This window comes from Streptosporangium sp. NPDC004379, from assembly GCF_042873875.1.
Lineage (GTDB): Bacteria > Actinomycetota > Actinomycetes > Streptosporangiales > Streptosporangiaceae > Streptosporangium.
Map to the genome: position 1 here is coordinate 165525 of NZ_JBIAMC010000004.1, position 25418 is coordinate 190942.

Sequence of the window (25418 nt, forward strand, 5' to 3'; positions counted from 1 at the left end):
CCGCAGCGCGGAGCGGATGCCTCGGACGAGCAATCCGCTCGCAAGGCGGCCGTTACGCAGAACGGACAGAGATGAAGGCGCTGAGCAGGTAAAACCTGCGCATGGGGGTTCGATTTGCGGTTCTTCTCCCGGGTGGGGCGGAAAGGGAACGGGTTGGAGGCGAAGGCCGGCGAGCCGTACGCACTGGAGAGAAGAAGTGAACGGGTGGACTTTCGAGGGCCAGCCCGGCGCACTGGGCGACAGCGCGGTGACCCTGGTGGAGAGCGGTTCCTTCTGCGTGTCCGGGCGCGGCGGGGACATCGTGCCGGGCGGGGCGCAGGGGATCTACACCGCCGACACCCGGCTGCTGTCGCGCTGGGAGCTGCGGATCGACGACGCCGGGGTGGAGCCGCTCAACGTGTTCGTCGCCGAGCCGTACCACGCGACGTTCGTCGGCCGGGCGGCGCCGCGGCCGGGGCGGGCGGAGAGCACCCTGCTGGTGGTCAGGGACCGCTACATCAGCGGCGGCCTGCGCGAGGACCTGACGCTGCGCAACCTGTCCGACGAGCCGGCCGGATGCCTGGTCGACATCCATCTGGCCGGTGATCTGGCCGACCTGTTCGAGGTCAAGGCGGGGCGGGTCCGGCACGTGCCCGACGTGGAGACGACGCCCGACCGGACGGGCATGATGATCTTCTCTGCCATCCGCTGCCGGGGGACCCGGGTGGTGGCCGATCCGCAGCCGATCTCCATGCCCGGCATCCTCGCCTTCCGGATCGTCGTGCCCGCCCGGGGGGAGTGGACCGCCACCGTCCAGGTCAACCCGATCCTGGACGGCGAGGAGCTGCCCACCCGGTTCTCCACCCGTCACCCGCTGGAGCACGCCGAGCCCGTCCTGCGCCGGGCCGACTGGGGCCGGCTCAGCCCGACCGTCATCACCGCCGACCGCACCCTGACCCGCGTCCTGCGCCATTCCCTGGAGGACCTCGGGGCACTGCGGCTGTTCGACCCCGACCGGCCGGAGGAGCCGCCGACGGTCGCCGCGGGCGCGCCGTGGTTCATGACGCTGTTCGGCCGCGACTCGCTGCTGACCTCCTGGATGGCCCTGCCGATGGACCAGTCGCTGGCGCTCGGCACACTGCGCCGCCTGGCCAGGCTGCAGGGCAAGGTCGATGATCCCCTCACCGAGGAGGAGCCGGGCAAGATCCTGCACGAGCTGCGCTTCGGCGCCCAGGCCGGTGGCCTCGCCTACTACGGCTCGGTGGACTCCACCCCGCTGTTCGTGATGCTGCTGGGCGAGCTGCGCCGGTGGGGCCTGCTGTGCGCGGAGGTCGAGGAACTCCTGCCGTACGCCGACGAGGCGCTCGGCTGGATCACCAGGTCCGCGGACCCGTTCCTGTCCTACCGCCGCAGGACCGACCACGGCCTGGTCAACCAGGGATGGAAGGACTCCTTCGACGGCGTCGCCTTCGCCGACGGCACCCTGGCCCGGCCGCCCATCGCGCTGGCCGAGGTGCAGGGCTACGTCTACGCCGCCTACAAGGCGCGCGCCCACTTCGCCCACGAGGCCGGCGACACCACCGTGGAGGAGGAGTGGAAGAGGCGGGCGGCGCGGCTGCGGGAGGCGTTCAACGACCGGTTCTGGATGCCGGAACGCGGCTACTACGCCATCGGCCTCGACGGCGAGGGGCGCCGCATCGACTCCGTCGCCTCCAACCCCGGCCACTGCCTGTGGACCGGCATCGTCGACGAGGACCGCGCCGCGTCCGTCGCCGAGCACCTGCTCTCGCCGAGCATGTTCACCGGGTACGGCGTGCGCACCCTGGCCTCCGACATGGACGCCTACAACCCGATGAGCTACCACAACGGCTCGGTCTGGCCGCACGACAACTCCCTCATCGTGGCCGGGCTGATCCGGTACGGCTTCGTGGACGAGGGGCGGCGGATCGCCTCCGGCCTGATGGACGCGGCGGAGGCGTTCGGCTGGCGGCTGCCCGAGCTGTTCTGCGGCTTCGCCCGGGGCGACTTCTCCCCACCGGTGCCCTACCCCACCTCCTGCACCCCGCAGGCGTGGGCCGCCGCGTCGCCGATCCACCTGCTGCGCAACCTGCTCCGCTTCGCCCCCTGGGTGCCCTACGGGCAGGTGTGGCTGGACCCCGTGCCGATGGAGGACATCCGGGTCGAGGGGATGCCGCTGGCCGGATCCCGGATCACGATCGAGGTCAGCGGCGGGAAGCTCTCCGTGACCGGGCTGCCCGAGGGGATCATCCTGCACGACGAGCCGCGCCCACCGGTGCCGGACCCGGGAGAGGGCTTCACCGCCGGGGCCTCGGGGCGGACGCGATGACGGCGGGGGTCCAGAGCGGTCCGGGACGGTCTGGAGCGGCTCGGGGCGGGAGGACCGGACCCGGGGAAGGACGTCGACAGGCCGCGAGGCCGTGAGCGGGGGCGGGGATGATCACTGAAGAGGAGCCGGCCGGGTGGCCCGGCGGGGGGCTGCGCGTCGCGATGATCGCTCCCCCCTGGTACGACGTGCCTCCCGCGGCGTACGGCGGCATCGAGTCGATGGTGGCCGACCTCGTCGCGGGGCTGTCACGGCGCGGGCACGAGGTCACCCTGATCGGCGCGGGCAAGCCCGGCACGTCGGCCCGGTTCCTGGCGACCTACGCCGTGCCGCCGTCGGAGCGGATCGGCGAGGCGATGCCGGAGGTGCTGCACGCGGCCAGGGCACACGGCATGCTCTCCGGCCTGGAGACGGACATCGTCCACGACCACTCGCTGGCCGGGCCGCTGCACGCCGGATGCCGGGCCGTCCCGACGGTGATCACCTGCCACCTCACGATGGACGGCGAGTTCGGCGACTACTACCGCTCGCTCGGCACGGGCGTTGCGATGGTCGGCATCTCCCGGGCGCAGCGGCGCAGCGCCCCCGGGCTGCCCTGGGCCGGGGTCGTCCACAACGCCGTGGACATCGCCTCCTTCCCCTTCCGAGAGGACAAGGAGGACTGGGTGCTGTGGCTCGGCCGGTTCAACGAGGACAAGGGCGCGCACCTGGCCGTCGACGCCGCCCGCGCGGCCGGCCGGCGGATCCTGCTGGCCGGCAAGCTCACCGAGCCGGTGGAGCGCGCCTACTTCGCCGAGCACGTCGCGCCCAGGCTCGGCGCCGACGCCGAGTACGTCGGCGAGGCCGACGCCGTCGGCAAGCGCGAGCTGCTCGCGGCGGCCCGCTGCCTGCTCTTCCCCGTCCTGTGGGAGGAGCCGTTCGGCATGGTGATGATCGAGGCGATGGCCTGCGGCACGCCCGTGGTGGCGTTCGGCAGGGGAGCGGTGCCCGAGGTCGTCGCCGACGGAGTGACCGGGTTCGTCCTGGACCGGCCCGAGGAGCTGCCGGAGGCGATCGAGGCGGCCGGGAAGATCGACCCGAACGCCTGCCGGTCCCACGTGGCGGACCACTTCGGGGTCGAGGCGATGGCCGAGGGCTACGAGCGCGTCTACCGCAGGGTGCTCGCCGGGGCCGCCGGCCGGTCCGAGCCCGCCGGCGGGACCCGGGGCCTGATGCCGCTGAACTGATCCCGCGTCCACGCCGCCGGGTCATCGTGTGCCGGGAGACCGGGGGCCAGGTGTCACCTGCGGCTTTCCGCACGACACCCGGCCCGCCGGGGCCCGGTCAGCCGTGGGAGTCGGCCGGGGAGCCGGTGAAGGTGGTGAGGCAGGACGGGCCGTTGGCGCCGTCGAAGCGGACCGAGTGGAAGAAGTCGCGGAACGGGGTGTAGAAGTTGCCCTTGCCCCAGGGGGAGGTCACGGCGGAGCAGCCGCCGTAGCCGGCCGCGGAGTACAGGTGGATGTAGGAGGCCGTACGGTTCCAGTCGGACTTGGCGCGGCCCGCCATGCCGAGCGCGGCGAGGTCCGGCGTGTCGTTCTTGATCTCGACCATGTCGCCGGTGCCGTCGAGGCCGGAGAACATGCAGTAGTACCCGTCGTGGCAGCGGTCGTAGCCGGTGGCGGCCTGGGCGGGGGCGCCCGTCAGCGCGGTCAGCGCGACGGCCGCTACGGGGATCGCCAGCATCTGAAGCTTCTTGCCCAATGTTCCTCCATTGGTGAAACTTTCCTTCGATGACCGGCTCGACCATACCTGTTGAGATCTTGCAGAGGAAGAGGTCAATTTCCGGCCTCCCGAAACCCGGCCGCCTGTGATCCGGCCGCCGCTTCCGGGCGTACGGCGAGCGGGCTACTGGGGCGGCGAGGCGCTCCTCTAGGGTGCGGGGGACGGGATGCTCGGAAGGAAGGACGGCCATGGGTGAGTTCGTGCGGGTGGAGACGGCCGACGGGATCGCGACGATCCGGCTCGACCGGCCGAAGATGAACGCGCTCAACCGGCAGGTCCAGGAGGAGATCCGCGACTGCGCCCGCCAGGTGGACGCCGACCCCGGGGTGTACGCGGTGGTGCTCTACGGCGGCGAGAAGGTCTTCGCGGCGGGCGCCGATGTCAAGGAGATGGCCGGCATGTCCTACGCCGACATGGCCGTCCACTCGGCGACGCTGCAGGCGTGCTTCACCGCGGTCGCCGAGATCGGCAAGCCGGTCATCGCGGCGGTGACCGGCTACGCCCTGGGCGGCGGGTGCGAGCTGGCGCTGTGCGCGGACATCCGGATCGCGGGCGAGTCGGCCAAGCTGGGCCAGCCGGAGATCCTGCTCGGCATCATCCCCGGCGCCGGGGGCACCCAGCGCCTGCCGCGGCTGGTCGGCCCGTCGCGGGCCAAGGACCTCATCTTCACCGGCCGCCACGTCTCCGCCGCCGAGGCCCTGCAGATCGGTCTGGTCGACCGGGTCGTCCCGGACGCCGACGTCCACACCGAGGCACTGGCCTACGCCGCGCGGTTCCAGGGCGGCCCCGCGCTGGCCGTGCGGGCGGCCAAGCAGGCCGTGGACCGCGGTCTGGAGGCCGACCTGGCCACCGGTCTGGAGATCGAGCGCCTCCAGTTCTCCGGCCTGTTCGCCACCGAGGACGCCCGCAACGGCATGCGGGCCTTCGCCGAGAAGACCAAGGCCGCCTTCACCGGCCGCTGACCGGCCGCGCCGGACCGTCAGGCGGCGGCCGGGGCCGGGGTCCCGGCCGGGGCGGCGGTGCGCGGCACGGCCTGGACCAGCGCCGCGACGGCCAGGGTGACCACGATCAGGTAGACCAGCCCGTGCCGGAACGCCCCCGCGACCCCGGCCGACAGATCGCCGTAGAACACGATGCCGACGACGCCGACGCCGATGGCCGAGCCGACCTGCTGGGTCGTGGTGAGGATCCCGGCGGCGGCGCCGGCGTGCCGCGGGGCGACCCTGGCCAGGACGGTGCCCATGATGGGGGCGAGCGCCAGACCCATGCCGACCCCGTCGGCGACCAGCATCGGCACCAGCCAGCCGATCGGCGCGTCCCAGGCGACGGCGACGAGCAGGGCGGTCAGTCCTGCGGCCCTGGTCAGCCCGCCTAGGGCGATCGTCTGGCGGCCGAGGCGGGCGGCCAGCCGGGGTGCGAGCAGCGAGGCCGCGAGGTAGCCCGCGCCGATCGGGGCGAAGATCAGTCCGGCCTGGAGCGCGTCCAGGCCCCGGCCCTCCTGGACGTACAGGGCGAAGACCAGGAAGTAGGCGGCCATGCCCATGGTGAAGGCGAGCTGGGTGAGCAGCCCCGCGGTGAAGGCCCGCTCGCGGAACAGGGCGAGGTCGATCAGCGGCGACTCGTGCCGCCGCCTGCCGTACGCGGTGAAGAGGGCGGCGGCGGCGGCGAAGGACAGCCAGGTCCACAGCGGCCAGCTCTGCTCGCGACCCTCGATCAGCGGCAGCAGCGTGGCGGCCAGGCCGAGCGTGATGAGCACGGCCCCGCCGGCGTCGAGCCGTACGGCGTCGGCGGACCGGCTCTCGGGCACCACGCGGCCGGTCATCACCAGGGCGGCGACGCCGATCGGCACGTTGATCAGGAAGCAGGTGCGCCAGCCGAGCCCGAACAGGTCGGCCTGGATGAGCACGCCCCCGATGAGCTGGCCGAACACCGCCGCCATGCCCATGGTCAACGCGTAGGCGCCGAGCGCCCTGGCCTGGGCCGCCCCGTGGTAGGCGGTGCGCAGGATCGCCAGGACCTGCGGGGAGAGCAGTGCGGCCGCCGCGCCCTGCGCGACGCGGGCGGCGATCAGCGTGCCGGCGTCGGGGGCCAGGCCGCAGACGACCGAGGCCAGCGTGAAGAGGACCAGCCCGAGGGCGAACATGCGGCGGCGGCCGAAGAGGTCGCCGAGCCGGCCGCCGAGGACCAGTCCGGAGCCGTAGGCGAGGCCGTACCCGGCGACCACCCATTCGACGGCCGTGGCTCCGGCGTGCAGGTCGCGCTGGGTGGTGGGGATGGCCACGTTGACGATGAAGAAGTCGAGGATCGTGATGAAGACACCGGTCAGGACGGTGGGCAGCGTGCCCCGGCGTGGCATGAGGGCTCCGAGGGATAGATAGAACGGTCGGTATACAGCGCCTCATTAGATAGAATGGTTGGTCTACTGTCAACCGCGTGCGAGGATCGAAGCCGTGACCACGACCACGAGACCCGGACCGCGCGAGCGGCTGATCGAAGCCGCCCGCGAGCTCACCTACACCCATGGCGTCCACGTCGGCGTGGACGCCATCCTCGGCCGGGCCGACGTCGCCCGCCGCTCGCTCTACCAGCACTTCGGCGGCAAGGACGGGCTCATCGCCGAGATGCTGCGCACCCACGCCACCACCGACCGCTACCGGGAGACCATGGACGCGGCCGGCGACGACCCCCGCGAGCGCGTCCTGGCCGTCTTCGACGAGCTGGAGCGGGTCACCACGCGGCCCGGGTTCCGCGGCTGCCGCTACACCGCCGCCGAGCTCGCCCTCGCCGACCCGGACCACCCGGCCCACGCGGAGGTCCGCGCCCACAAGGAGGAGCTGCACCGGATCTTCACCGCCGAGCTGACCCGCCACGGCCACCCGGACCCGGAGTTCGGCGCCGACCAGATCCTGGTGCTCGTCGACGGGGTGCTCGCCCACGCCGTCACCCGCCCCGGCGCGCATCCGGCGCTGGCGGCACGGGCGATGGCCGAGACGATCCTCGGGCCGGGCGGAACGGCGGAGCGGGGCTGACCGGGCACCGGGACGGCCGGCCGGGCACCGGGACCCGAGGCCGGGAGGGGCCCGGAAGGGCCGGGCCACAGACGAGCCGGGCCGGGGACCGGCCGCGCTGGAATGTGAGGGCCGCACCGAGCTGCGCCGATTCCTGGGACCGTCCGGATATCACGGTATTTGCCGGTATCGTGCCGGGCTATGGCGCGATTGGCGAAGCGGGCTCTGGTGCCCGCCCGGCTGCGGAGTGCGGTGCGCGGCTGGTTCGACTCCCGGTACATCTCCCTGGCCGAGCACCGCCAGGACATCAAGGACGCGCTGTGGGAGGTCCAGGTGCTGCGCCGGGAGGTCACCACGCTGCGCGCCGAGGTCGAGAGGCTCCAGGCCCGCACCGCCAAGGCCCCCGCCGGTCCGGCCGCTCCCGCCGGCCGGACCGTGGACGAGGCTCGGGCGCGGCGCTGGGACGACGCCCACCGGCTGGCCACGGAGACGGCCGCCGCGATGGAGCGGGTGCTGCAGAACGAGGTGCTGCTCTGGCAGGCCGTGGACCGCGCCACCGGCCGTGCCCCCGGGGCCCCGGAGACCCCTGAGAGCCGTTCCGCCGGTTCCGGACGCGCCACCGGGAACGCCGGCCGTACGCCCGGGAGCGCCGGGACCGGCCGCGCCGCCGGGGCGGCCCTGGACCGCTCCGCCGGGAGCGCCGGGTGAGGGTCTCCTGGACCTCCGAGCGGACCTCCGAGCGGACCCCCGAGCGGTCCTCCGACCGGTTCTCCGGCGGGGCCGTCCGGCACCTGACCTTCCGGCTCGACCCCGAGGACGGCATCACCGGGCACTGCGCCGACGGCCAGCCCCTGAAGATGGCCACCAACTCCTGCCGGGTCGAGCTGCCCCGTGAGCCCCGCGAGGTCCACCCCGACCTCGAGGCACTGGCGGCCTGGACCGTCGTCGCCCCCTGGACCCGGCGCGCGGTCGTCTTCGACCGGCCGATCTCCGCGGAGCTGGCCGGGGCGATCCACGACGGCTGGGGGATCGAGGCGGGCCCGGTGGGCGCGCCGCCGCGGTCCGGTCGCCGGCTGGCGATCTCCTACAGCGGCGGCGCCGACTCGGTGGCCGCGGCGGCCATGCTGCCCGACGCGCCGTTCGTCCACTTCCAGCGGGTGTCCCACCCGCGCGTGCCCAACCGCTGGACCCACTACCGCTCCGACGTGCTGGCGAAGCTGGCCGCGCGCACCGGCCGCGAGCTGACCGTCGTCCGCTCCGACCTGGAGTTCACGCTCGCCGAGCCCCGGCCCGGCTACCCCGAGCACCACGCGGTGGCAGCCGGGGCGCTGCTGATGGCCGACGAGCTGGATCTCGGCGGCCTGGCGTTCGGCTACGAGCTGGGCTCGCGCTGGCTGGGCGGCGACCGCTACCTGCTGCGGTACACCCCGGACAACCCGATGTGGGCCCCGCACGGCGCCTGGGGCCGCGCCTTCGCCGCGGCGGGCGTGCACATCGTGCTGCCCGTCGGCGGGGTGAGCGAGGCCGTCACCATGCGGCTCGCCCTGGACTCCCCCCTGAAGGAGTGCGTCCGCTGGTGCCTGCGCGGCGTGGACGGCCCCTGTGGCACCTGCGGCAAGTGCCTGTACAAGGAGCTCATCCAGGCCGCCGTCGAACGCCGCCCGCTGCGCACCGCCGTCGGCCCGGACCGGCCGGTCGCCCGTAAGTGGAGCGAGCCCCCGCCGTACGGCGGGCAGGAGATGATCGAGTACGGCTGCGCCCGGATCCCGGGCATCGAGGACACGGTCTTCGCCAAGGCCGCGGAGTTCCTCGGCGCGACCGAGGCCTCGACCGCCTGGCTGGACCGCTGCTACCCTCCCGCGATCGAGGAGATCCCCGAGCCGTGGCGGGCGACGGTCCGCGACTTCGTCGCCGCGGAGGTCGGGTTCATGAACGATGACGAGGCGCGTCGCGTCGAGACCTGGGGGTTGTCGTGAGGGTGTACGTGTCGGTGGACATGGAGGGCGTCACCGGCCTGACCGACCCCGAGGAGATGGGCGCCGGGGGCCGGGGCTACGAGCGCGGCTGCGAGCTGATGACCGCCGACGCCAACGCCGCCGTCCAGGGAGCCTTCGACGCGGGGGCCGAGGCGGTGTGCGTCAACGACGCCCACGGCTCGACGAAGAACCTCAGGATCGACCTGCTCGACCCGCGCGCCACCCTGATCAGGGGGCCGGGCAAGCCGCTGCGGATGGGCCAGGGCCTCGACGCCGGTCACCGGGCCGCCTGCTTCGTCGGCTACCACGCGCGGGCCGGGGTCGAGCACGGGGTGCTCAACCACACGTGGATGGGCAGGGAGATCCAGAACCTCTACCTCAACGGCGAGATCTGCGGCGAGACCCGCCTGGTGGCGTCGTTCGCCGGGTCGCTCGGCGTCCCGGTGGCCCTGGTGACCGGGGACGAGGCGGTCTGCGAGGAGGCCAGGGAACTGCTCGGCGACGTCGAGACCGTCGCGGTCAAGAAGGGCATCAACAAGTTCTCCGCCGAGCTGCTGCCACCCTCGGTGGCCCAGGCCCGCATCCGCGAGGCCGCCGTCCGCGCGCTCGGCCGCCTCGCGGACTTCCGCCCCTACGCGCCGGAGCCGCCGTTCACCCTCGGCGTCGAGTGGAACTCCACCGCCATCGCCGCCGGGTGCGCCCTCATCCCCGGGGTGCGCTCCGTCGGGCCCCGGCACACCGAGTTCACCACCGACGACTTCGCCCAGATCATGGCGGTGATGGGTCTGCTGGCCGGCATCGGCGGCCAGGTCGCCTGCGACAGCGGCGCGTACGGCTGAGGCCGCCGTCCGCCCCCCGAGACCGAGACCGAGAGACCCCCGAGAAGACCCCCGAGAAGACAGTGACCGAACGTACGACGATGACGCGCAGGGCACTGCTGGTGGGCGTGGGCGCGGCCGGCGGCGCCGGGGCCATGTTCGCCGCCATGGGGGCGCTGGGCCTGGCCCCCGACTCCCAGCCGTCCGACTACGTCCCGCCGCAGCCGTCCGACTTCTCCCTCAAGGGGAGGGGCGCGGCGAAGGTCGTGGTCCTGGGGGCCGGCGTCGCCGGTCTGACCTGCGCATACGAGCTGGGCAAGGCGGGCTACGACTGCACCGTCCTGGAGGCGTCCGACCGGGTCGGCGGGCGCAACCTCACGCTGCGCGGAGGCGACCGGCTGTCCGAGAAGGACGGGCCCGCCCAGACGGCCGGCTTCGGCGAGGGCGTCTACTTCAACGCCGGCCCGGGGCGGATCGCGCAGTGGATGGTCACCATGGACTACTGCCGCGAGCTGGGCGTGCCCCTTGAGGTGTTCGTCAACAACAACGCCTCGGCGTACGTCCACACGCGCGGCATGAAGGCCCCGGTCCGGGCCCGTACGGCCCGCGCCGACCTGTACGGTTACGTCGCCGAGCTGCTGGCCAAGGTCTCCCACGCGGGCGCGCTGAACCGCCGCCTCACCGCCGAGGACCGGGAGCGGCTCTCGGAGTTCCTGCGCCGGTTCGGCGACCTCGGGCCCGACCTGTCCTACCGCGGCTCCGACCGCCGCGGGTTCGCGACCTACCCGGCGACCGGCGGCGGCGTGCCGCTCGACCCGCCCGCCTCACTGGCGGAGGTGCTCTCCGCGGGCACCGGCCGGGCGGTCACCATGGACTTCGGCTTCGAGCAGGCGGCGCCGATGTTCCAGCCGGTGGGCGGGATGGACGCGATCGTGACCGCGCTGGCCGAGGCGGTCGGCCGCGACCGGATCAGGACGGGCACGCCCGTCACCGGGATCAGGAACCTGCCCGACGGCGTCGAGGTGACCCATCCGGGCGGCTCGGTCCGCGCCGACTACTGCGTGGCCGCGCTGCCGCCGAACCTGCTCGCCCGGCTGCCGCACAACCTCGGCGCCCAGGTCACCGCCGCGCTCCGCACCCCCGTGCCGGTCGCCGCCGGCAAGATCGGCCTGGAGTACGGCAGGCGCTGGTGGGAGATCGAGGACCGCATCTACGGCGGCATCACCGAGACCGACCTGGACATCACCCACATCTGGTACCCCTCCTACGGCTACCACGCGCCGACCGGCCTGCTCGTCGGCTACTACAACACCGAGAAGGAGGCCGAGCTGTACGGCCGGCTCTCCCCGGCGGAGCGCCGCAACCGGGCGCTCACCCAGGGCAAGAAGATCCACGGTGAGAAGTACCGCGCCGAGCTGCGCTCCAGCGTCTCGATCGCCTGGCACCGCCAGCCGCACATCGAGGGGGGATGGGTCCGCTGGCCCACGTACCAGGGGGCCTTCACCCTCCTGCAACGCCCGGCCGGGCGGGTCTACTTCGCCGGCGACTGGCTCACCCACCTGATCGCCTGGCAGGCCGGGGCGATGGAGTCGGCCAGGAAGGCGGTCACCGCGATCCACGAGCGGGTCCTGAGCACGCCGTCCTGAGCAGGCCGTCCTGAGCACGCCGTCCTGAGCGCGGCCGGGCGCGCGGTGTCCGGGGGCCGTGCCGCGCGGCCGTACAGTCTCAGGGAACGGCGGGGCGGTCTCAGATAACGGCGGGGCGGTTCCCGGGGAACGACGGGACGGTCCCGGGAACGGCGAGAAGACGAGAAGAGGGGTCCCGGCGACGGCGGGACACATGACGGAGGGGAAGAACGGCGATGGCGATCGGAACGCTGGAATGGGTCAAGGCCGGCGAGCGCCCCGACCTGCTCGCGGAGCCCGTGGCGCGGGCCGCGGCGGGTCTCGACGGGGTCCTCGTGGCCCCGATCGACCCGGAGCTGGCCGACACGGCGGCGTTCTGCGAGCGGTACGGCGTCGCCCTGTCGGAGTCGGCCAACTGCGTGATCGTGGCGGCCAAACGCGCCGGGGAGGTCCGTTACGCCGCCTGCCTGGTGCTCGCCACGACGCGGGCGGACGTCAACGGCGTGGTCCGGCGGCACCTGGACGCCCGGAAGATCTCCTTCGCCCCGCAGGACGACGCGGTCGGGCTGACCGGGATGGAGTACGGCGGGATCACCCCGCTGGGGCTGCCCGCCGAGTGGCCGGTGCTGGTGGACGAGGCCGTGGCGGCGCACCCGGAGGTCGTGATCGGCAGCGGCGTCCGCCGCTCCAAGCTGGCGGTGGCCGGTTCGCTGCTGGCCGGGCTGGAGAACGCCGAGGTGCTCCGGCTGGCGGGCTGAGGCCGGCGCCGGAGCCGCGCGGGGAGGCCGGGCCGACACCGGGCCGTGGAACCGGGGCCCGACCGGAGGGGCGGGGGCGGCGGGGCCATCGGACCGGGGCCGGGCTGCGGGATCGGGACCGGGGAACCGGGATCGGAGGCGCGGGGGCCGGGGTGTGGAGCCGGGCCGGGCCGGAGGCGCGGCGAGGCCGGGCCGCGGAACCGGGGCCGGGCCGGTGAACGTCGGGGTGGTCCGGCCGGTGAGCTGAACGCCCGGTGAGGAGCCGGGGAAAATGGGCGAACCGTCGCCGAAAAGAGATTGAGTGTTGCCTGCCTTTGGGAAACCGTTGAAGCCTGGCGGACGTTGTTTGTTCGGGGAGTATGGCCTGATGGTTCAGCTCACGGGCGGTGTTTAACCGGATATGGTGCTACATGCCATGAATCAGGACGACCGATTGGGTCCTTACCGGCTGCTCAGGTGGCTCGGCGAGGGCGGCATGGGCGTGGTCCATCTCGCCACCGACCCCCGCGGCCGCCAGGTGGCGGTGAAGGTCCTGCGCGGCGAGGTCGCCGGAGACGACGTGGCGCGTCGCAGGCTCTCCCGCGAGGTCGAGACCATGCGCCGAGTGCGCAGCGAGTACATCGCCGAGGTCGTCGACGCCGACGTGACCGGCCACCGCCCCTACATCGTGACGCGATACGTCCCCGGCCGCTCGCTGGAGGAACTGGTCAAGCAGGACGGCCCGCTGGAGCTGTCCGGCCTGCTCCAGCTCGCCCACGGGGTGGCGGTGGCGCTGGCCGCCGTGCACTCCGTCGGGGTGATCCATCGTGACCTCAAGCCGGGCAACGTGCTCATCCTGGAAGGCCGTCCCGTCCTCATCGACTTCGGCATCGCGCAGGCCGTGGACGCCACCCGGCTCACCCAGACCGGCATGTTCATCGGCACGCCCGGCTACCTCGCCCCCGAGATCATCGAGGGACACGAGGCCGGACCCGAGGTGGACGTGCACGCCTGGGGCGGCACGCTGGTCTTCGCGGCCACCGGTCGTCCGCCCTTCGGCAAGGGCACGCTGGAGATGATCTTCTACAACATCACGGCGGGCAAGGCCGACGTGGACTCGGCCCCCGAGCCGCTGCGGCCGCTGCTGCGGGCCGCGCTCCAGCGCGACCCGGCCAGGCGTCCCACGGCGGCCGAGCTGGCCGAGCAGGTGGGGCGTCTGATGGCCAGGGGCGGCCGGCCCTGGGCGCCCGACGAGATCGCGACGGTCCCGCGCTTCGGCGACACGGGCCCCGGAGGCCCCGGCGCTGGTGGCCCCGGAGGTCACAGCGGTCCCGGCGGCCTCGGCGTGGCCGGCTCCGGTGTCACGGGCCCGGCGGGCGGCGGCTTTCCCGGCGGGCCGGACGGCTCCGGAGGCCGGGGGATCCCCGGCGGGGACGGCTTCCCCGGCCGGCCGGGCGATTCCGGAGGCGCGGGCCGGCCGGGCGACCCCGGTGAGGTGCCGATCCCGGCGACGCCCCGCCCGGGTGCCGGGCCGTGGCCGCCGCCCCAGCCGACCCAGCCGTCCCCGGTCGTTCCGTCTTCTCCGGCGTCCCCGGCGCACGAGTACGTCTCGCTGCTCGGCGAACAGCGGCCCGATGGGTGGCGGCCCGAGGGACGGCGGTCCGACGAGGGGCCAGGGGAGCGGCGGCCCGATGAGCGGTCCGGCGAGCGAGCCGGTGAGCGGCGCGCTGACGGGCAGGGGCCCGGCGGGCAGCGCTCCGGCGAGCAGTGGTCCGCCGGTCGGCCGGCCGAGCGTTCGGCCGACCGGTCCGATCCCTGGCCCACCCGCAGGGTGACGCCCGATGAGCTGCGCCGCGCCGCCGTGGAGGACGCCCACGACCTGCCCACCGGCGCGCTCGGGCCGGAGGACCTCCCGACCGGCCGCGTGCCCACCGGTCCGTCCGGCATCCCCGGCGCATCGGGGCCGGGCGCATCGAGGCCGGGCATGTCCGGGCCGGGCGCACCGGGATCGGGCGCATCAGGGCCGGGCATGCCCGCACCGGGCGCGTCGGGGCCGGGCGTGTCCGCCCCCGGCACGTCGCGGCCGGGCGCGTTCGGGCCGGGCGGGTCCGGTCCGGGCGCGTGGACCGGATCCGAGCGGTCCGGCATATCGGGTATGTCCGGCGACGGTGCCCGGCCCGGTGTCTCCGATCGGTCACGGCCCGCACCGCGGGTGCCGGACGGCGACATCCCGACGCAGCGGGTCCGTCCCCAGGAGTTGCAGGAGTACGCCCGCGACCACCAGGCCCGGCCCGGCTCGGGGCCCGGGACCGCCCGCCCGGCGGCGCCGTACCCGCCGCCGGTGCCCTCCGGGGGGCCGCGTGACCGGTGGCCCGCGCCGGCGGACCCGTTCGAGCACACACCGAACCTGCGGCCCGACCGGCACTCCGCGCCGCCGCCCTACCCCTACCCTCACCCCCGGCCGCCCGGGGCTCAGGCGGGTCACCTGTTGCAGCGTTCCCGGGCGCACGGCGTCGCCGCGACGATGGCGCTGGTCGCCGTCGCGGCGGTGGCCGTCCTGGCGCCGGTCCTCGCCGCCGTCGTGGTCGTGCCCGCCGTGATCCTGCTGCGCGCGGCCGACATCGCCCAGCCCGGCCTCGGCGCCCGCCGTCCGGCCGGCGCGGCGGCGGCCGACGTCCTGCGGGTGCTCGGCGACCCCGCCGCGCTGCTGAAGGCGGTGGGCGTCACGATCGCGCTCCTGCCGTACGCGCTGATCCTCGGCCTGCCGGTGACGCTCCTGCTGACCGTGCTGGTCACCGGCATGCCGGTGACGAACGCGCTGAGCTGGGGGGCGGCGGTGGCGCTGTGGGCGATCTGCGCGGGACCGGGGGTTGAGGGCCCCAGCCGCCAGATGCGACGTACGCTGGCATCATTGCTGCCTTCGCGCGGCGCGGCCGTGATCACGGCTGTGGCGCTGGGGGCGGCGGCGGTGCTGGCGGTCGTCATGGCGGCCGGAACCGTGCGCGACGGGGCACGGGAGGCGAGGTGGACGCCGGTCGGTGTCAAGACGGTGGTGAGCAGACTGGACGAGCTACGGGAGAGGGCGGGGCGATGACGGGGGAGACGCAGGCGCCCGAGAGGCTGGGCCCTTACCGGCTGCTCAGGCAGATCGGTGAGGGCGGGATGGGGGTCGTCCACCTGGGGCTCGACGAGGACGGCCGCGAGGTGGCGGTCAAGGTGCTCCACCCCCACGTGGCCGCCGACCTCAAGGCCCGCGACCGCCTCACCCGCGAGGTCGAGACCATGCGGCGGGTGCGCAGCCCACAGGTCGCCGAGGTCGTCGACGCCGAGCTGACCGGCAGGCAGCCCTACATCGTCACCCGCTTCGCGCCGGGCCGCACGCTGGAGGACATCGTCCTCACCGACGGGCCGCTCGACGCGGACGGGGTGATCAGGCTCGCCCGGGGCCTGTGCGCGGCGCTGGTGGCGATCCACGCCGCCGACGTCGTCCACCGCGACCTCAAGCCGGCCAACGTGATGATCGTCGACGGTGAGCCGCTGGTCATCGACTTCGGCATCGCGCACCTGGTCAACGCCACCCGGCTGACCCAGACCGGCATGTTCGTCGGCACGCCCGGCTACCTCGCCCCGGAGATCATCCGTGACTCCGAGATCACCCAGGCGGCCGACGTGCACGCGCTGGCCTCGACGGTGTTCTTCGCCGCGACCGGCAAACCGCCGTTCGGCACCGGCAGCTTCGAGGTCGTCTGCTTCAACATCATGGAGGGCCGGGCCAACATCGACCAGGCCCCCGCCTGGCTGCGCGGCTGGCTCCGCCGGGCGCTGGCGGTCGACGCGGACGCCCGGCCGAGCGCCCAGGAACTCCTCCGGATGGCCCGCGAGCTCGACCCCACGGCCACGGTCCTGCACGAGACGCCGCCGCCCGCCGACGGCGGCACCCGCGTCATCGACGCCGACGGCACCCGCGTCCTCGACGATGGCGGGACCCGGGTCCTCGACGCCGACGGCACCTCGACCCTGCCCGGCGGGCCGGGGTCCCCGCCGGGCGGCACCCGCACGCTTCCGCGCGGCGACGACTACGCGGACCTGCTGCCGCCGGTGGAGTACGCCAGGCCCGAACGGCGGACCCGGCCGGCCCGCCCCGAGCCGAGCCTGACCCCCGAGGGGATCGCCCCGTACGTGCCGGCCACGCCGCCCCCCTACGCCGCGGCCCCGACGCGGCGGGGCGCGTCCCCTCCGCCTCCCTACCCCGACCAGCGGGTCGCCGGCTACCCGCCGCCCCCGCCGACCGGGCAGCCCCAGCCGTACGCCCCGCCGGCCCAGGCCCGGCCGCACACCCCGCCGGAGGCCCGGCCCCGGCCGCAGGAGCGCGCCCCCTACCGCACCGGCCACCCGCTGGCCGCGGCGCTGCTGCTGACGATCCTCGTCGGGCTGGCCTGCGTGCGCCCGGTCATGGTGAGCGCCGTCGCGCTGGTCGCGGTGCTGTGCCTGCGGGTGGGCGAGTACCTCTTCGGGGACCTCGCCGAGCGCCGCTCGGTACGCGGCGGTAGCGCCGCCGATCCGCTGCTGGCGGTGCTGGGCACGCCGTGGGCGCTGGTCAAGGCGGTGTTCGCCACCGTTCTCACCACCCCGCTGGCCGCGATGTTCGGAATGTGCGTGTGGGGCGCGCTGCGGTTCGGCGCGAACCTTGGGCCCAACACGGCCGCCGCCTACGCCGCCGGGGGGTTCGTGGCCGGGCTGTTCGTGCTGCCCGGCGGGGGCAAGCCGCGCAAGGCCGTCGCCCGCACGCTCACCGCCTCCATCCGCAGCCCCGGCGCGGCGATGGTGACCACGATCGTCCTGGGCACGCTGGCGTTCTTCGCGGTGATGGCCGTGTTCACCATGCACCCGTCCTTCGCGCCCTGGAAGCCGCCGACCCAGGTCATCGACCAGCTCACGCTGGAATGGCAGAACCAGGTGAACCGCGGGAAGATGGATGTTCTCGACCTCGTCGGCGGTCTCGTCGACGACCTGTTGAACAGCCTGGGTCTGGGTTTCGTCACCTTCTGGAAGTGATCGTCCCCCTGGGGCACGATGGGGGGACGCCGACGCCGGAGGGAGTTCGCATGGGAACACCGGACGGCGAGGGCCTGGGCCCCTACCGCCTGCTGTCCACGCTCGGCGCGGGCGGCTTCGGCGAGGTCCACCTGGCGCTGGACCCCGAGGGTCGCACGGTCGCGGTCAAGATCCTGCACCCGCACGTCGCGGCCGACGCGACGGCCCTGGCCCGGCTGGCCCGCGAGGTCGAGACCATGCGGCGCGTCCAGGGGCCGTACGTCGCCGAGGTGCTCGACGCCTCCATGGCGGCTCCCCGTCCCTACCTCGTCACCCGTTACGCGCAGGGCCGCCCGCTCAGCGCGGTCATCGCGGCCGGGGCCGTCGAGGGGGACGGCCTGGCGCGCCTGGCGCGCGGCCTGGCCGGGGCGCTGGTGGCGATCCACGCCGCCGGTGTCGTCCACCGTGACCTCAAGCCGGCCAACGTGATCCTGAGCGACGGCGAGCCGGTGGTGATCGACTTCGGCATCGCCTGCGCGCTCGACTCCGTCTCGGTCACGGTGTCCGGCGCGGTCCTGGGCACACCCGGCTACCTCGCGCCCGAGGTGCTGGAGGGCGCGGACGCCGGTCCCGCGGCCGACCTGTTCTCGCTCGGCGCGACGCTGGCCCACGCCGCGACCGGCCGCCCGCCGTACGGCGTCGGCCCGGCGTCGGCGGTCGGCTACCGCGTCGTCCACCACGATCCCGACCTGGAGGGCGTGCCCGGCTGGCTCGCGCCCCTGCTCGCCGCGTGCCTGCGGCGCGATCCGTCCGCCCGTCCCTCGGCGTCCGAGCTGCTGGCGGCCCTTGCGGCCGAGCCGCGGGTGGCCGCACTGCCCGCCAGGAAGGCCGGCGCCGCCCGGCCGGTCCGCCCGCTCCTCGCCGCCGTCGCCACGGCCGAGCCGGCCGACGACGCCGGGGGATCCGGTGGGGCGGGGAGCGCCGTAGCCGGGCCCGCCGCCGGGATCGCGGAGGCGCGGGCCGCGGAGGCGCGGGCGGCGGAGGCGCGGGCCGCGGAGACCGGCATCGCCTTCCGAGAGCCGGGGGACGGCGCGGCCGGGACCGGGACCGGTGGCGTGGGTGGGAGCGGGCTGCACGGCCTGGTCACCCGCGAGTGGCGTCCCGGGCGGAAACGGCCACCCGGCAGGCCCTCGCCGGAGGAACTGCGCGAGCGCCGTCGCGCCGTGCTGCACCGCCGCTGGGTGATCGGCACCGGGCTGCTGACCGGGCTGGCCGCGGCGACGGCGCGGAACCCGTTGCCCGAGGTGTCGCTGCTGCTGCTGTCGGCGTACACGCTGACGGTGACCGTCGACGCGGGGGTCGCGATGTTCGCCCGGAAGAACCGCGGGCGGGCGATCCTCGACCTGGGCTGCGTCGCCGGGACGCTCGCGCTGTGGGCCGTGCTCGGCGCGTTCTTCAGCACCCTGACCCTCGCGCTGGCCCTGGGAACCGTCGTCTTCGTCGTGGCGGCGATCCTCCTGGGCTCCTGAACCCGGGGGACTTCGAACCCGTAGGGCTCTGGACCCGCGGAGCCCTGAGCCCGCCGGTTCCGGGGAGCGGGAGACCTCCGGCGGTTCGCCTCACGGGCCGTCACCCGCCGGGCCCGCGGGGCGTCTTTTCGCCGCGGGCGAATCCCGGGTGAGGCTCCCGCGTGGGTGGAACATAGTTCGGTTAGGGTGGGGGAACCGGTCGGAACGGGGGTGGATCGCCGGGTGAATGCCATACTGCCTGGCGGTTTGCACCTAAGCTACCGATGGGTAACATGATGTCGGGAGCCGGCGGGCGCGCGCCGGACCGGACATCCCACTGTCACGCCCCCTTCGGGCACCTGGCAGTCTTGGCATCACGTGCACGTGCCCCGCGTGCGCGTACCGCACATCCGGCGCCAACCGCAACGACGCGGTGGCGTACGCGAACACGGGAGGTCGGCCACCGGCCATGAACATCGTCGTCTGCGTGAAGCAGGTCCCCGACACGGCGACCGAGCGCAAGCTGAGGTCCGATGACAAGACGCTCGACCGCGACGCCGCCGACGGCGTCATCAACGAGCTGTGTGAATACGCGGTCGAGGAGGCGCTGCGCCTGAAGGAGGCCCACGGCGGTGAGGTGACCGTCCTCACCATGGGTCCCGGCAAGGCCACCGACACCATCCGCAAGGCCCTGGCCATGGGCGCCGACAAGGCGGTCCACCTGGTGGACGACGCGCTGCACGGCTCCGACGCCCTGGGCACCTCCTACGCCCTGGCGCAGACCCTCAGGAAGATCGGCTTCGACCTGGTCGTGCTGGGCTCGGAGTCGACCGACGCCCGCACCGGCGTCCTCGCCGCCATGCTGGCCGAGCGCCTCGGCGTTCCGCAGCTCACCTTCTCCAACAAGGTCGAGGTGAACGGCGAGACCATCACCGCCCAGCGCGTCACCGACTACGGCTACGACCGGGTCGAGGCGTCGCTGCCCGCCGTGGTCTCCGTGGTCGAGAAGATCAACGAGCCGCGCTACCCCTCCTTCAAGGGGATCATGGCCGCCAAGAAGAAGCCGGTCACCACGTTCGGCATCGCCGACGCGGAGATCGACGCCTCCCAGGTGGGCCTGGCCAACTCCTGGAGCGAGGTCGTCGACTTCGCCGCCGCCCCGCCCCGCGCGGCCGGCACCATCGTCAAGGACGAGGGCGACGGCGGCGCGAAGACCGCCGACTTCCTCGCGTCGAAGAAGTTCGTCTGAGGACGGGGGGTCAACCGAAATGTCTGAGATTCTCGTTCTCGTCGAGCACGTCGAGGGCCAGGTCAAGAAGGTCACGCTCGAACTGCTGACGCTCGCCCGCAGGCTGGGCGCGCCGTCGGCCGTCTGGGCCGGCCCCGGATACACCGCCGAGGCCCAGGCCCGGCTGGCCGAGTACGGCGCCGAGAAGGTCTACGTCGCCGACTCGGCCGACATCGCCGACCACGTCGTCGCGCCCAAGGCCGAGCTGCTGGCCCAGCTCGCCACGGAGAAGTCCGCCGCCGCGGTGCTCGTCGCCGCCACGGCCGAGGCCAAGGAGATCGCGGCCCGCCTGGCGATCAAGCTCGACGCCGGCATCCTCACCGACGTCGTCGGGATCCAGGACGGAATGGTCGCCGAGCACTCGATCTTCGGCGGCGGCGTCAACGTCCGGGCCCGGGTGACCAAGGGCCTCCCGATCATCGCCGTCCGCCCCAACTCCACGCCGGTCGAGGCCGCCGCGGGCGCGGGCGCCGAGGAGCGGATCTCGGTGGCCGTCTCCGACGCGGCCAAGGCCGTCCGGGTCGTCGAGCGCGTCAAGGAGGAGAAGGGGGCCCGTCCCGAGCTCACCGAGGCCGCGATCGTGGTCTCCGGCGGGCGAGGCGTGGGCTCGGCCGAGAACTTCTCGATCATCGAGAAGCTCGCCGACTCCCTCGGCGCGGCGGTCGGCGCCTCCCGCGCCGCCACCGACGCCGGCTGGTACCCCCACCAGTTCCAGGTCGGCCAGACCGGCAAGACCGTCTCGCCGCAGCTCTACATCGCCGCGGGCATCTCCGGAGCCATCCAGCACCGGGCCGGCATGCAGACCGCCAAGACGATCGTCGCGATCAACAAGGACCCCGAGGCGCCGATCTTCGAGCTGGCGGACTTCGGTGTCGTGGGCGACCTGCACCAGATCGTCCCGCAGTTGACCGAGGAGATCGCCAAGCGCAAGTGACGCGCGGCCCGCGAGGCGGGCACGGAACGCCGGAGGGCGCCGCACACGCGTGCGGCGCCCTCGTGCTTTCGGACGGCCCGCGTCCTCCGCGCGTTCGGGCGGCCCGTGCCCCCTCGCGCTCGGACGGCCCGCGTCCTCCCGCGCTCAGACCTTCCGCGCTCGGACGGCTCGCGCCTTCGCGCGATCAGACCTCCCGCGCCGGTGCGGCGGGCCGCCCCGCGACGGCCAGGCCGCAGACGAGGCCGCCCAGCAGGGCCGGGCCGTGCAGATCGGAGAACGCCGCGAGGAGCGCCCCGCCGGCCGTGACGACCGCGGGGAAGACCCACCGGGGCATCCGTTCGCGGTGGACGACGAGCTGGGCGCCCGCCGCGCAGAGCACGACGAGGGCGACGGTCCCGGCCGTCGAGCCGCCCAGGAGCCCGGCGGCCGTGAGGATCAACGCGTAGAAGGCGGCCACCGAGCCCGCCAGGGCCCCGGCGCGAGAGGCTCCGGTCCGTGAGGTTCCGGCCGGCGGTGTTCCGGCTTCCGGGCTCCCGGCCCGCGTGCTTTCGGGCCGCGTGTTCTCGGTGCGCGTGGCCCCTGCCCGTTCCCGCAGCGCGGCGATCGCGAGGCCGCCCGCCAGGCCGCAGACGGCGATCGAGTTCCCGGCGCCGACGGTGCCCCACAGCATCCCGGCCACCTGGCCGCACACCGCGCCCGCGCCGTACAGGGCGAGCCATCGCCACGGTCCCAGGGCCCGTTCGGCGAGGCAGCCGACCACGGCGAGCGTGACCAGGTTGAAGGCCGTGCCCGCGATCCCGCCGTCCTGGGTCACCAGCGAGGTGAGCAGCCGCCACCACTGGCCGCCGGCGACGGCCGCCGGATCACGTCGCAGCGCCGGTTCCAACGCCGGAAGGACGAACTGGAGGAGGCTGGGCACCGCCGTGACCGCGACGGCCGCGGCGGTGACGAGGGGGGTCGGCGTCCTGGGCATGACCCGATGATGCAGGGAGACCCGAGCGCGCCGGTAGTCCGGGCCTCCCCGTGCTCACCGGTACGGATGTCATCCCCCTCGACCGGCTCAGGCCACCTTGACGGAGCGTGGCACCGAGCCGGGCGGGTGTGGTGGCCGGTCAGGCGGCCATGGAGAGTTCGCGGCCGGGGGTCTCGGCCGGGGCGGCGGGGGCCTGTGTGCCGGTGCGCGGCAGGAACCGCGCGGCCACGGCGATCAGCAGGCCCAGCACCACGGCGATGCCGAGCGCGGCCCGCAGGGTGGCGACATCGGAGATGAAGCCGATGACGACCGGGCCGAGCAGCAGCCCCGCGTACCCCATCGCACCGGTCTGGGCGATGGCCGGACCGGGGTTGGCGACGGCGCCGCCCGCCAGGGACAGGGCCATCGGGGAGATCGTCGCCACCCCGATGCCCACGAGGAACATGACGGCGATGGCGACCATGGCCGTCGAGGCGGTGAGGACGACGGCGAACATCGCGGCGGTCACCAGCCCGGAGACCATGAGCATGCCGCGGGCGCCGAAGCGGGCCCGGATCCGGTCGCCGCCCAGACGGCCGAACAGCATGCCGGCCTCCAGGACCGGGTAGCCCAGCGCGGCCAGCGCCTCGGGGGCGCCGAGCACGTCACGCAGGTACAGACCGTTCCAGTCGGCGACCGTGCCCTCCACCATGAAGGCGCAGAACGCGATCACACCGAGCAGGTAGACCACCGGCGGCATCCGGCGGCGCGACCCGGCCCGGCCGTCCTCGGTGACGACCGGATCGGGCAGGTAGGTGCGGCTGATGGCGACCAGCAGGGGCAGCGAGACCAGGGCCACGATGGCCAGGTGCGCCGTGGACGACAGCCCCGCGGCGATGGCCGCGGTGCCGAGCAGGCCGGCGGAGATCGCTCCGACGCACCAGCCGGCGTGCATGCCGTTCATCAGCGGACGTCCGTAGGTGCGTTCGACGGCCGAACCCTGGGCGTTCATCGCGACGTCCACGGCGCCGAACGCCATGCCGAAGAGCCCTGCGGTCACCAGCAGCAGAGGATACGTCGGCGCGAACGCCAGCAGGGCGAGCGTCGCCGCGCAGAGGGGGGCGCCGACCCGCAGTACGCTCCGGCTGCCGAAGCGGGTCATCACCCGGCGCATGGACTGCATGGTGACGAGGGCGCCGAGGCCCCACACCAGCAGCGTCACGCCGACCGACGCCTCGGACAGGCCGAGTTTGTCGGACAGCGCGGGGATGCGCACGGTCATCGATCCGCACATCAGTCCGGCGAGCACGAAGGTGAGAACGGCACCGGTACGGGCCATCCTCAGGGCGCGGGTCATCACTGGCTCCTTCAGATGAACTCAAACGAAAATCGTTGAACGTCGATCGGGCACGCACGAGCGGGCCGCCTCCGCGTGGGCGGAGACGACCGCGGGTGCGATCGGTCGGAGGGGTTGCGCAGGGGCCGCGGGAGCGGTTCGCTCAGGCGGGCAGCAGCGCCAGCAGGCGCCGTTTCAGCTCGTCGTAGCGCTCGTCGTCGTACAGGGCGGGGTCGTGGCTGGCCACGTCCCACAGCCCCTCGCAGGCGAGCCGTACGATCTGCGCGGCGGCCGGGTCGGGCTCGTCGTCCAGCCCTTCGCGGTGCCACCTGGCCATCGCCTCGCGCAACGGGGCGAGGAGGAAGAGGTTGCCGGACGCGCCGGTGACCACGGCCCAGCGCCGCAGCCTGCCGGTCCGCACGGCCTCGAACGTGGCGGCCAGGTAGTTCTTGGTGTAGGTGTCGTGGCCCTGGGTGGCGACGAGCTGGTCGAAGTCCTCGATGAGGCGCTCGACCATGCCTTTGATCAGGGCTTCTTTGGAGTTGAAGTGGTAGAGCAGACCGCCCTTGCTGCATCCGGCCCGCTCCGCGACGGCGGCCAGGGTGAGGGCCGCGGAACCCTGGTCGCAGAGGAGGTCCTCCGCCGCGTCCAGTAGCTCTTCTCGTCGCATGACATTTACTGTACCGTCCGGACGGTACAGCGGCAAGCGCGGCGGCTGTGACGCGCGTGACACCCGTGCCGCCCCGGTGCCCCGGTGCCCCCGGGACCACGGCGACGGCGTCCGTCCGGGCGCGGATACGCTTGGAAGGGCCGGAGGAAAGCGGCCGGGGAAGGAAGTGCGGTCGTGGAGTCTGCCTATCTCGATCACGCGGCGACCACGCCGATGCTGCCCGAGGCGATCGAGGCGATGACCGCCCAGCTCGGCGTGGTCGGCAACGCCTCGTCGCTGCACGCCGCGGGCCGCCGGGCCCGCCGGGTCGTGGAGGAGTCGCGGGAGAGCATCGCGGAAGCGCTGGACGCCCGGCCGAGCGAGGTGGTCTTCACCTCCGGCGGCACCGAGGCCGACAACCTGGCCGTCAAGGGCCTGTACTGGGCCCGCCGCGCCAGGGGCGCGACCCGGATCCTGATGAGTGCGGCCGAGCACCACGCGGCCCTCGACCCCGCGCACTGGCTGGGCGACCACCAGGACGCGAAGGTGGAGCTGCTGGAGGTGGACGAGCTCGGCCGGGTGCACCCGCAGACCCTCCGCGACGCCGTCGAGCGCGACCCGGAGAGCGTCGCCCTGGTGAGCGTGATGTGGGCCAACAACGAGGTCGGCACCGTCCAACCGGTCCGCGTGCTCGCCGCCGTCGCCCACGACCACGGCATCCCCTTCCACACCGACGCGGTGCAGGCCGTCGGCCAGCTCCCGGTCGAGTTCGCCGCCTCCGGCGTGGACGCCATGACCGTCTCCGGCCACAAGGTCGGCGGCCCGATCGGCGCCGGCGCGCTGCTGCTGGTCCGGGGCGTCGACCCGGTGCCGGTGCTGCACGGCGGCGGACAGGAGCGCGACGTGCGCTCCGGCACGCTCGACACCCCGGCGATCGCCGGGTTCGCGGCGGCCGTACGGGTCGCCGTGGGCCGCCGGGCCGAGACCGCGGCCAGGCTGACCGCGCTCCGCGACGAGCTGATCCGCCGGGTCCGCGAGGCCGTCCCCGACGTGATCCTCAACGGCGACCCGGTGAACCGGCTGCCCGGCAACGCGCACTTCTCCTTCCCCGGATGCGAGGGCGACGCGCTGCTGATGCTCCTGGACGCCAAGGGCGTGGAGTGCTCGACCGGCTCGGCGTGCTCCGCCGGGGTGGCGCAGCCCTCCCACGTCCTGCTGGCCATGGGCGCCGACGCGGTACGGGCGCGCGGCTCGCTCCGCTTCTCCCTGGGCCACACCTCGACCCGGGACGACGTGGACCGGGTGGCCGCCGTCATCGGCACGGTCGTCGAACGCGCCCGCCGGGCCGGCCTGAGCTGACCCGCGCCGCGCGGCCGTACGGTGACCGGGACCCGGGACCGCCCGGCCGTACCGGAGCCGGGGCGTCCGCGCGGCCGTACGGTGGCCGCCCGCGCGCCGGGGCACGGCGC

General features: G+C 74.2%; 20 protein-coding genes. 15 read left to right on the forward strand and 5 right to left on the reverse strand.

Annotation, left to right across the window (positions count from 1 at the left end; all coding sequences use genetic code 11):
• The first annotated feature begins 196 nt into the window (after window positions 1-196).
• Together ACFYSC_RS10725 and ACFYSC_RS10730 are read left to right on the forward strand one after the other, a co-directional pair.
• Window positions 197-2326, forward strand: a complete 2130-nt coding sequence (locus tag ACFYSC_RS10725; RefSeq protein ID WP_389959633.1) for a glycogen debranching N-terminal domain-containing protein — start codon at window positions 197-199, stop codon at window positions 2324-2326.
• A 107-nt stretch (window positions 2327-2433) separates the two neighbouring features.
• Complete coding sequence (locus ACFYSC_RS10730) at window positions 2434-3549, forward strand: glycosyltransferase family 4 protein (RefSeq protein ID WP_389959636.1); 1116 nt, start codon at window positions 2434-2436, stop codon at window positions 3547-3549.
• A gap of 97 nt (window positions 3550-3646) precedes the next feature.
• Here ACFYSC_RS10730 and ACFYSC_RS10735 read toward each other — a convergent pair whose 3' ends face one another.
• On the reverse strand, window positions 3647-4063 hold the full coding sequence (locus tag ACFYSC_RS10735; protein ID WP_389959639.1) for a peptidase inhibitor family I36 protein: 417 nt from the start codon (window positions 4061-4063) through the stop codon (window positions 3647-3649).
• Window positions 4064-4272: 209 nt separating this feature from the next.
• Between ACFYSC_RS10735 and ACFYSC_RS10740 the strand changes: the two genes are divergently transcribed.
• Entirely contained in the window at window positions 4273-5046 is a 774-nt protein-coding gene (locus tag ACFYSC_RS10740; protein WP_389959642.1) for an enoyl-CoA hydratase/isomerase family protein, read from the forward strand.
• A gap of 17 nt (window positions 5047-5063) precedes the next feature.
• On the opposite strand, the gene ACFYSC_RS10745 is transcribed toward ACFYSC_RS10740, so the two are convergent.
• Window positions 5064-6440 carry an MFS transporter gene (locus ACFYSC_RS10745; RefSeq protein ID WP_389959644.1) on the reverse strand — a complete coding sequence of 459 codons (1377 nt, stop codon included), beginning with the start codon at window positions 6438-6440 and terminating at the stop codon, window positions 5064-5066.
• Window positions 6441-6534: 94 nt separating this feature from the next.
• Here ACFYSC_RS10745 and ACFYSC_RS10750 point away from each other — a divergent pair, with 94 nt between their 5' ends.
• The 11 genes from ACFYSC_RS10750 to ACFYSC_RS10800 all read left to right on the forward strand — a co-directional run bounded on the left by ACFYSC_RS10750 (window position 6535) and on the right by ACFYSC_RS10800 (window position 21012).
• Window positions 6535-7113, forward strand: a complete 579-nt coding sequence (locus ACFYSC_RS10750; protein WP_389959646.1) for a TetR/AcrR family transcriptional regulator — start codon at window positions 6535-6537, stop codon at window positions 7111-7113.
• A 180-nt stretch (window positions 7114-7293) separates the two neighbouring features.
• On the forward strand, window positions 7294-7800 hold the full coding sequence (locus tag ACFYSC_RS10755; protein ID WP_389959648.1) for a hypothetical protein: 507 nt from the start codon (window positions 7294-7296) through the stop codon (window positions 7798-7800).
• Window positions 7797-9068 (forward strand): DUF6395 domain-containing protein, encoded by a 1272-nt coding sequence (locus tag ACFYSC_RS10760; RefSeq protein ID WP_389959651.1) that lies wholly within the window; start codon window positions 7797-7799, stop codon window positions 9066-9068. The genes ACFYSC_RS10755 and ACFYSC_RS10760 overlap by 4 nt, the downstream gene beginning before the upstream one ends.
• Entirely contained in the window at window positions 9065-9907 is an 843-nt protein-coding gene (locus tag ACFYSC_RS10765) for a M55 family metallopeptidase (protein ID WP_362939007.1), read from the forward strand. The genes ACFYSC_RS10760 and ACFYSC_RS10765 overlap by 4 nt, the downstream gene beginning before the upstream one ends.
• 80 nt (window positions 9908-9987) lie before the next feature.
• Entirely contained in the window at window positions 9988-11532 is a 1545-nt protein-coding gene (locus ACFYSC_RS10770; protein ID WP_389959654.1) for a flavin monoamine oxidase family protein, read from the forward strand.
• A 215-nt stretch (window positions 11533-11747) separates the two neighbouring features.
• Window positions 11748-12269 carry a YbaK/EbsC family protein gene (locus ACFYSC_RS10775; RefSeq protein ID WP_389959657.1) on the forward strand — a complete coding sequence of 174 codons (522 nt, stop codon included), beginning with the start codon at window positions 11748-11750 and terminating at the stop codon, window positions 12267-12269.
• 415 nt (window positions 12270-12684) lie between these two features.
• Entirely contained in the window at window positions 12685-15342 is a 2658-nt protein-coding gene (locus ACFYSC_RS10780) for a protein kinase (protein WP_389959659.1), read from the forward strand.
• Window positions 15339-17303 carry a serine/threonine-protein kinase gene (locus ACFYSC_RS10785; protein WP_389959662.1) on the forward strand — a complete coding sequence of 655 codons (1965 nt, stop codon included), beginning with the start codon at window positions 15339-15341 and terminating at the stop codon, window positions 17301-17303. The genes ACFYSC_RS10780 and ACFYSC_RS10785 overlap by 4 nt, the downstream gene beginning before the upstream one ends.
• A gap of 50 nt (window positions 17304-17353) precedes the next feature.
• Window positions 17354-18811, forward strand: coding sequence for a serine/threonine-protein kinase (locus tag ACFYSC_RS10790; RefSeq protein ID WP_389959664.1), 1458 nt, complete (start codon window positions 17354-17356; stop codon window positions 18809-18811).
• 448 nt (window positions 18812-19259) lie between these two features.
• Window positions 19260-20039 (forward strand): electron transfer flavoprotein subunit beta/FixA family protein, encoded by a 780-nt coding sequence (locus tag ACFYSC_RS10795; protein WP_362939025.1) that lies wholly within the window; start codon window positions 19260-19262, stop codon window positions 20037-20039.
• Window positions 20040-20058: 19 nt separating this feature from the next.
• A complete protein-coding gene (locus ACFYSC_RS10800; RefSeq protein WP_389959667.1) occupies window positions 20059-21012 on the forward strand; it encodes an electron transfer flavoprotein subunit alpha/FixB family protein in 954 nt (317 codons plus the stop codon).
• A 184-nt stretch (window positions 21013-21196) separates the two neighbouring features.
• Here the strand turns inward: ACFYSC_RS10800 and ACFYSC_RS10805 are convergent, their stop codons facing one another.
• From ACFYSC_RS10805 to ACFYSC_RS10815, 3 genes are all read right to left on the reverse strand, one after another.
• Window positions 21197-21985: a rhomboid family intramembrane serine protease gene (locus ACFYSC_RS10805; RefSeq protein WP_389959670.1), complete on the reverse strand. Its 789-nt coding sequence runs from the start codon at window positions 21983-21985 to the stop codon at window positions 21197-21199.
• A gap of 139 nt (window positions 21986-22124) precedes the next feature.
• On the reverse strand, window positions 22125-23321 hold the full coding sequence (locus tag ACFYSC_RS10810) for an MFS transporter (protein WP_389959673.1): 1197 nt from the start codon (window positions 23319-23321) through the stop codon (window positions 22125-22127).
• 142 nt (window positions 23322-23463) lie between these two features.
• Window positions 23464-23970, reverse strand: a complete 507-nt coding sequence (locus ACFYSC_RS10815; RefSeq protein ID WP_362939037.1) for a TetR/AcrR family transcriptional regulator — start codon at window positions 23968-23970, stop codon at window positions 23464-23466.
• 174 nt (window positions 23971-24144) lie between these two features.
• On the opposite strand from ACFYSC_RS10815, the gene ACFYSC_RS10820 reads away from it, so the two are divergent.
• Window positions 24145-25308 carry a cysteine desulfurase family protein gene (locus ACFYSC_RS10820; protein ID WP_389959676.1) on the forward strand — a complete coding sequence of 388 codons (1164 nt, stop codon included), beginning with the start codon at window positions 24145-24147 and terminating at the stop codon, window positions 25306-25308.
• The last annotated feature ends 110 nt before the right edge of the window (window positions 25309-25418 follow it).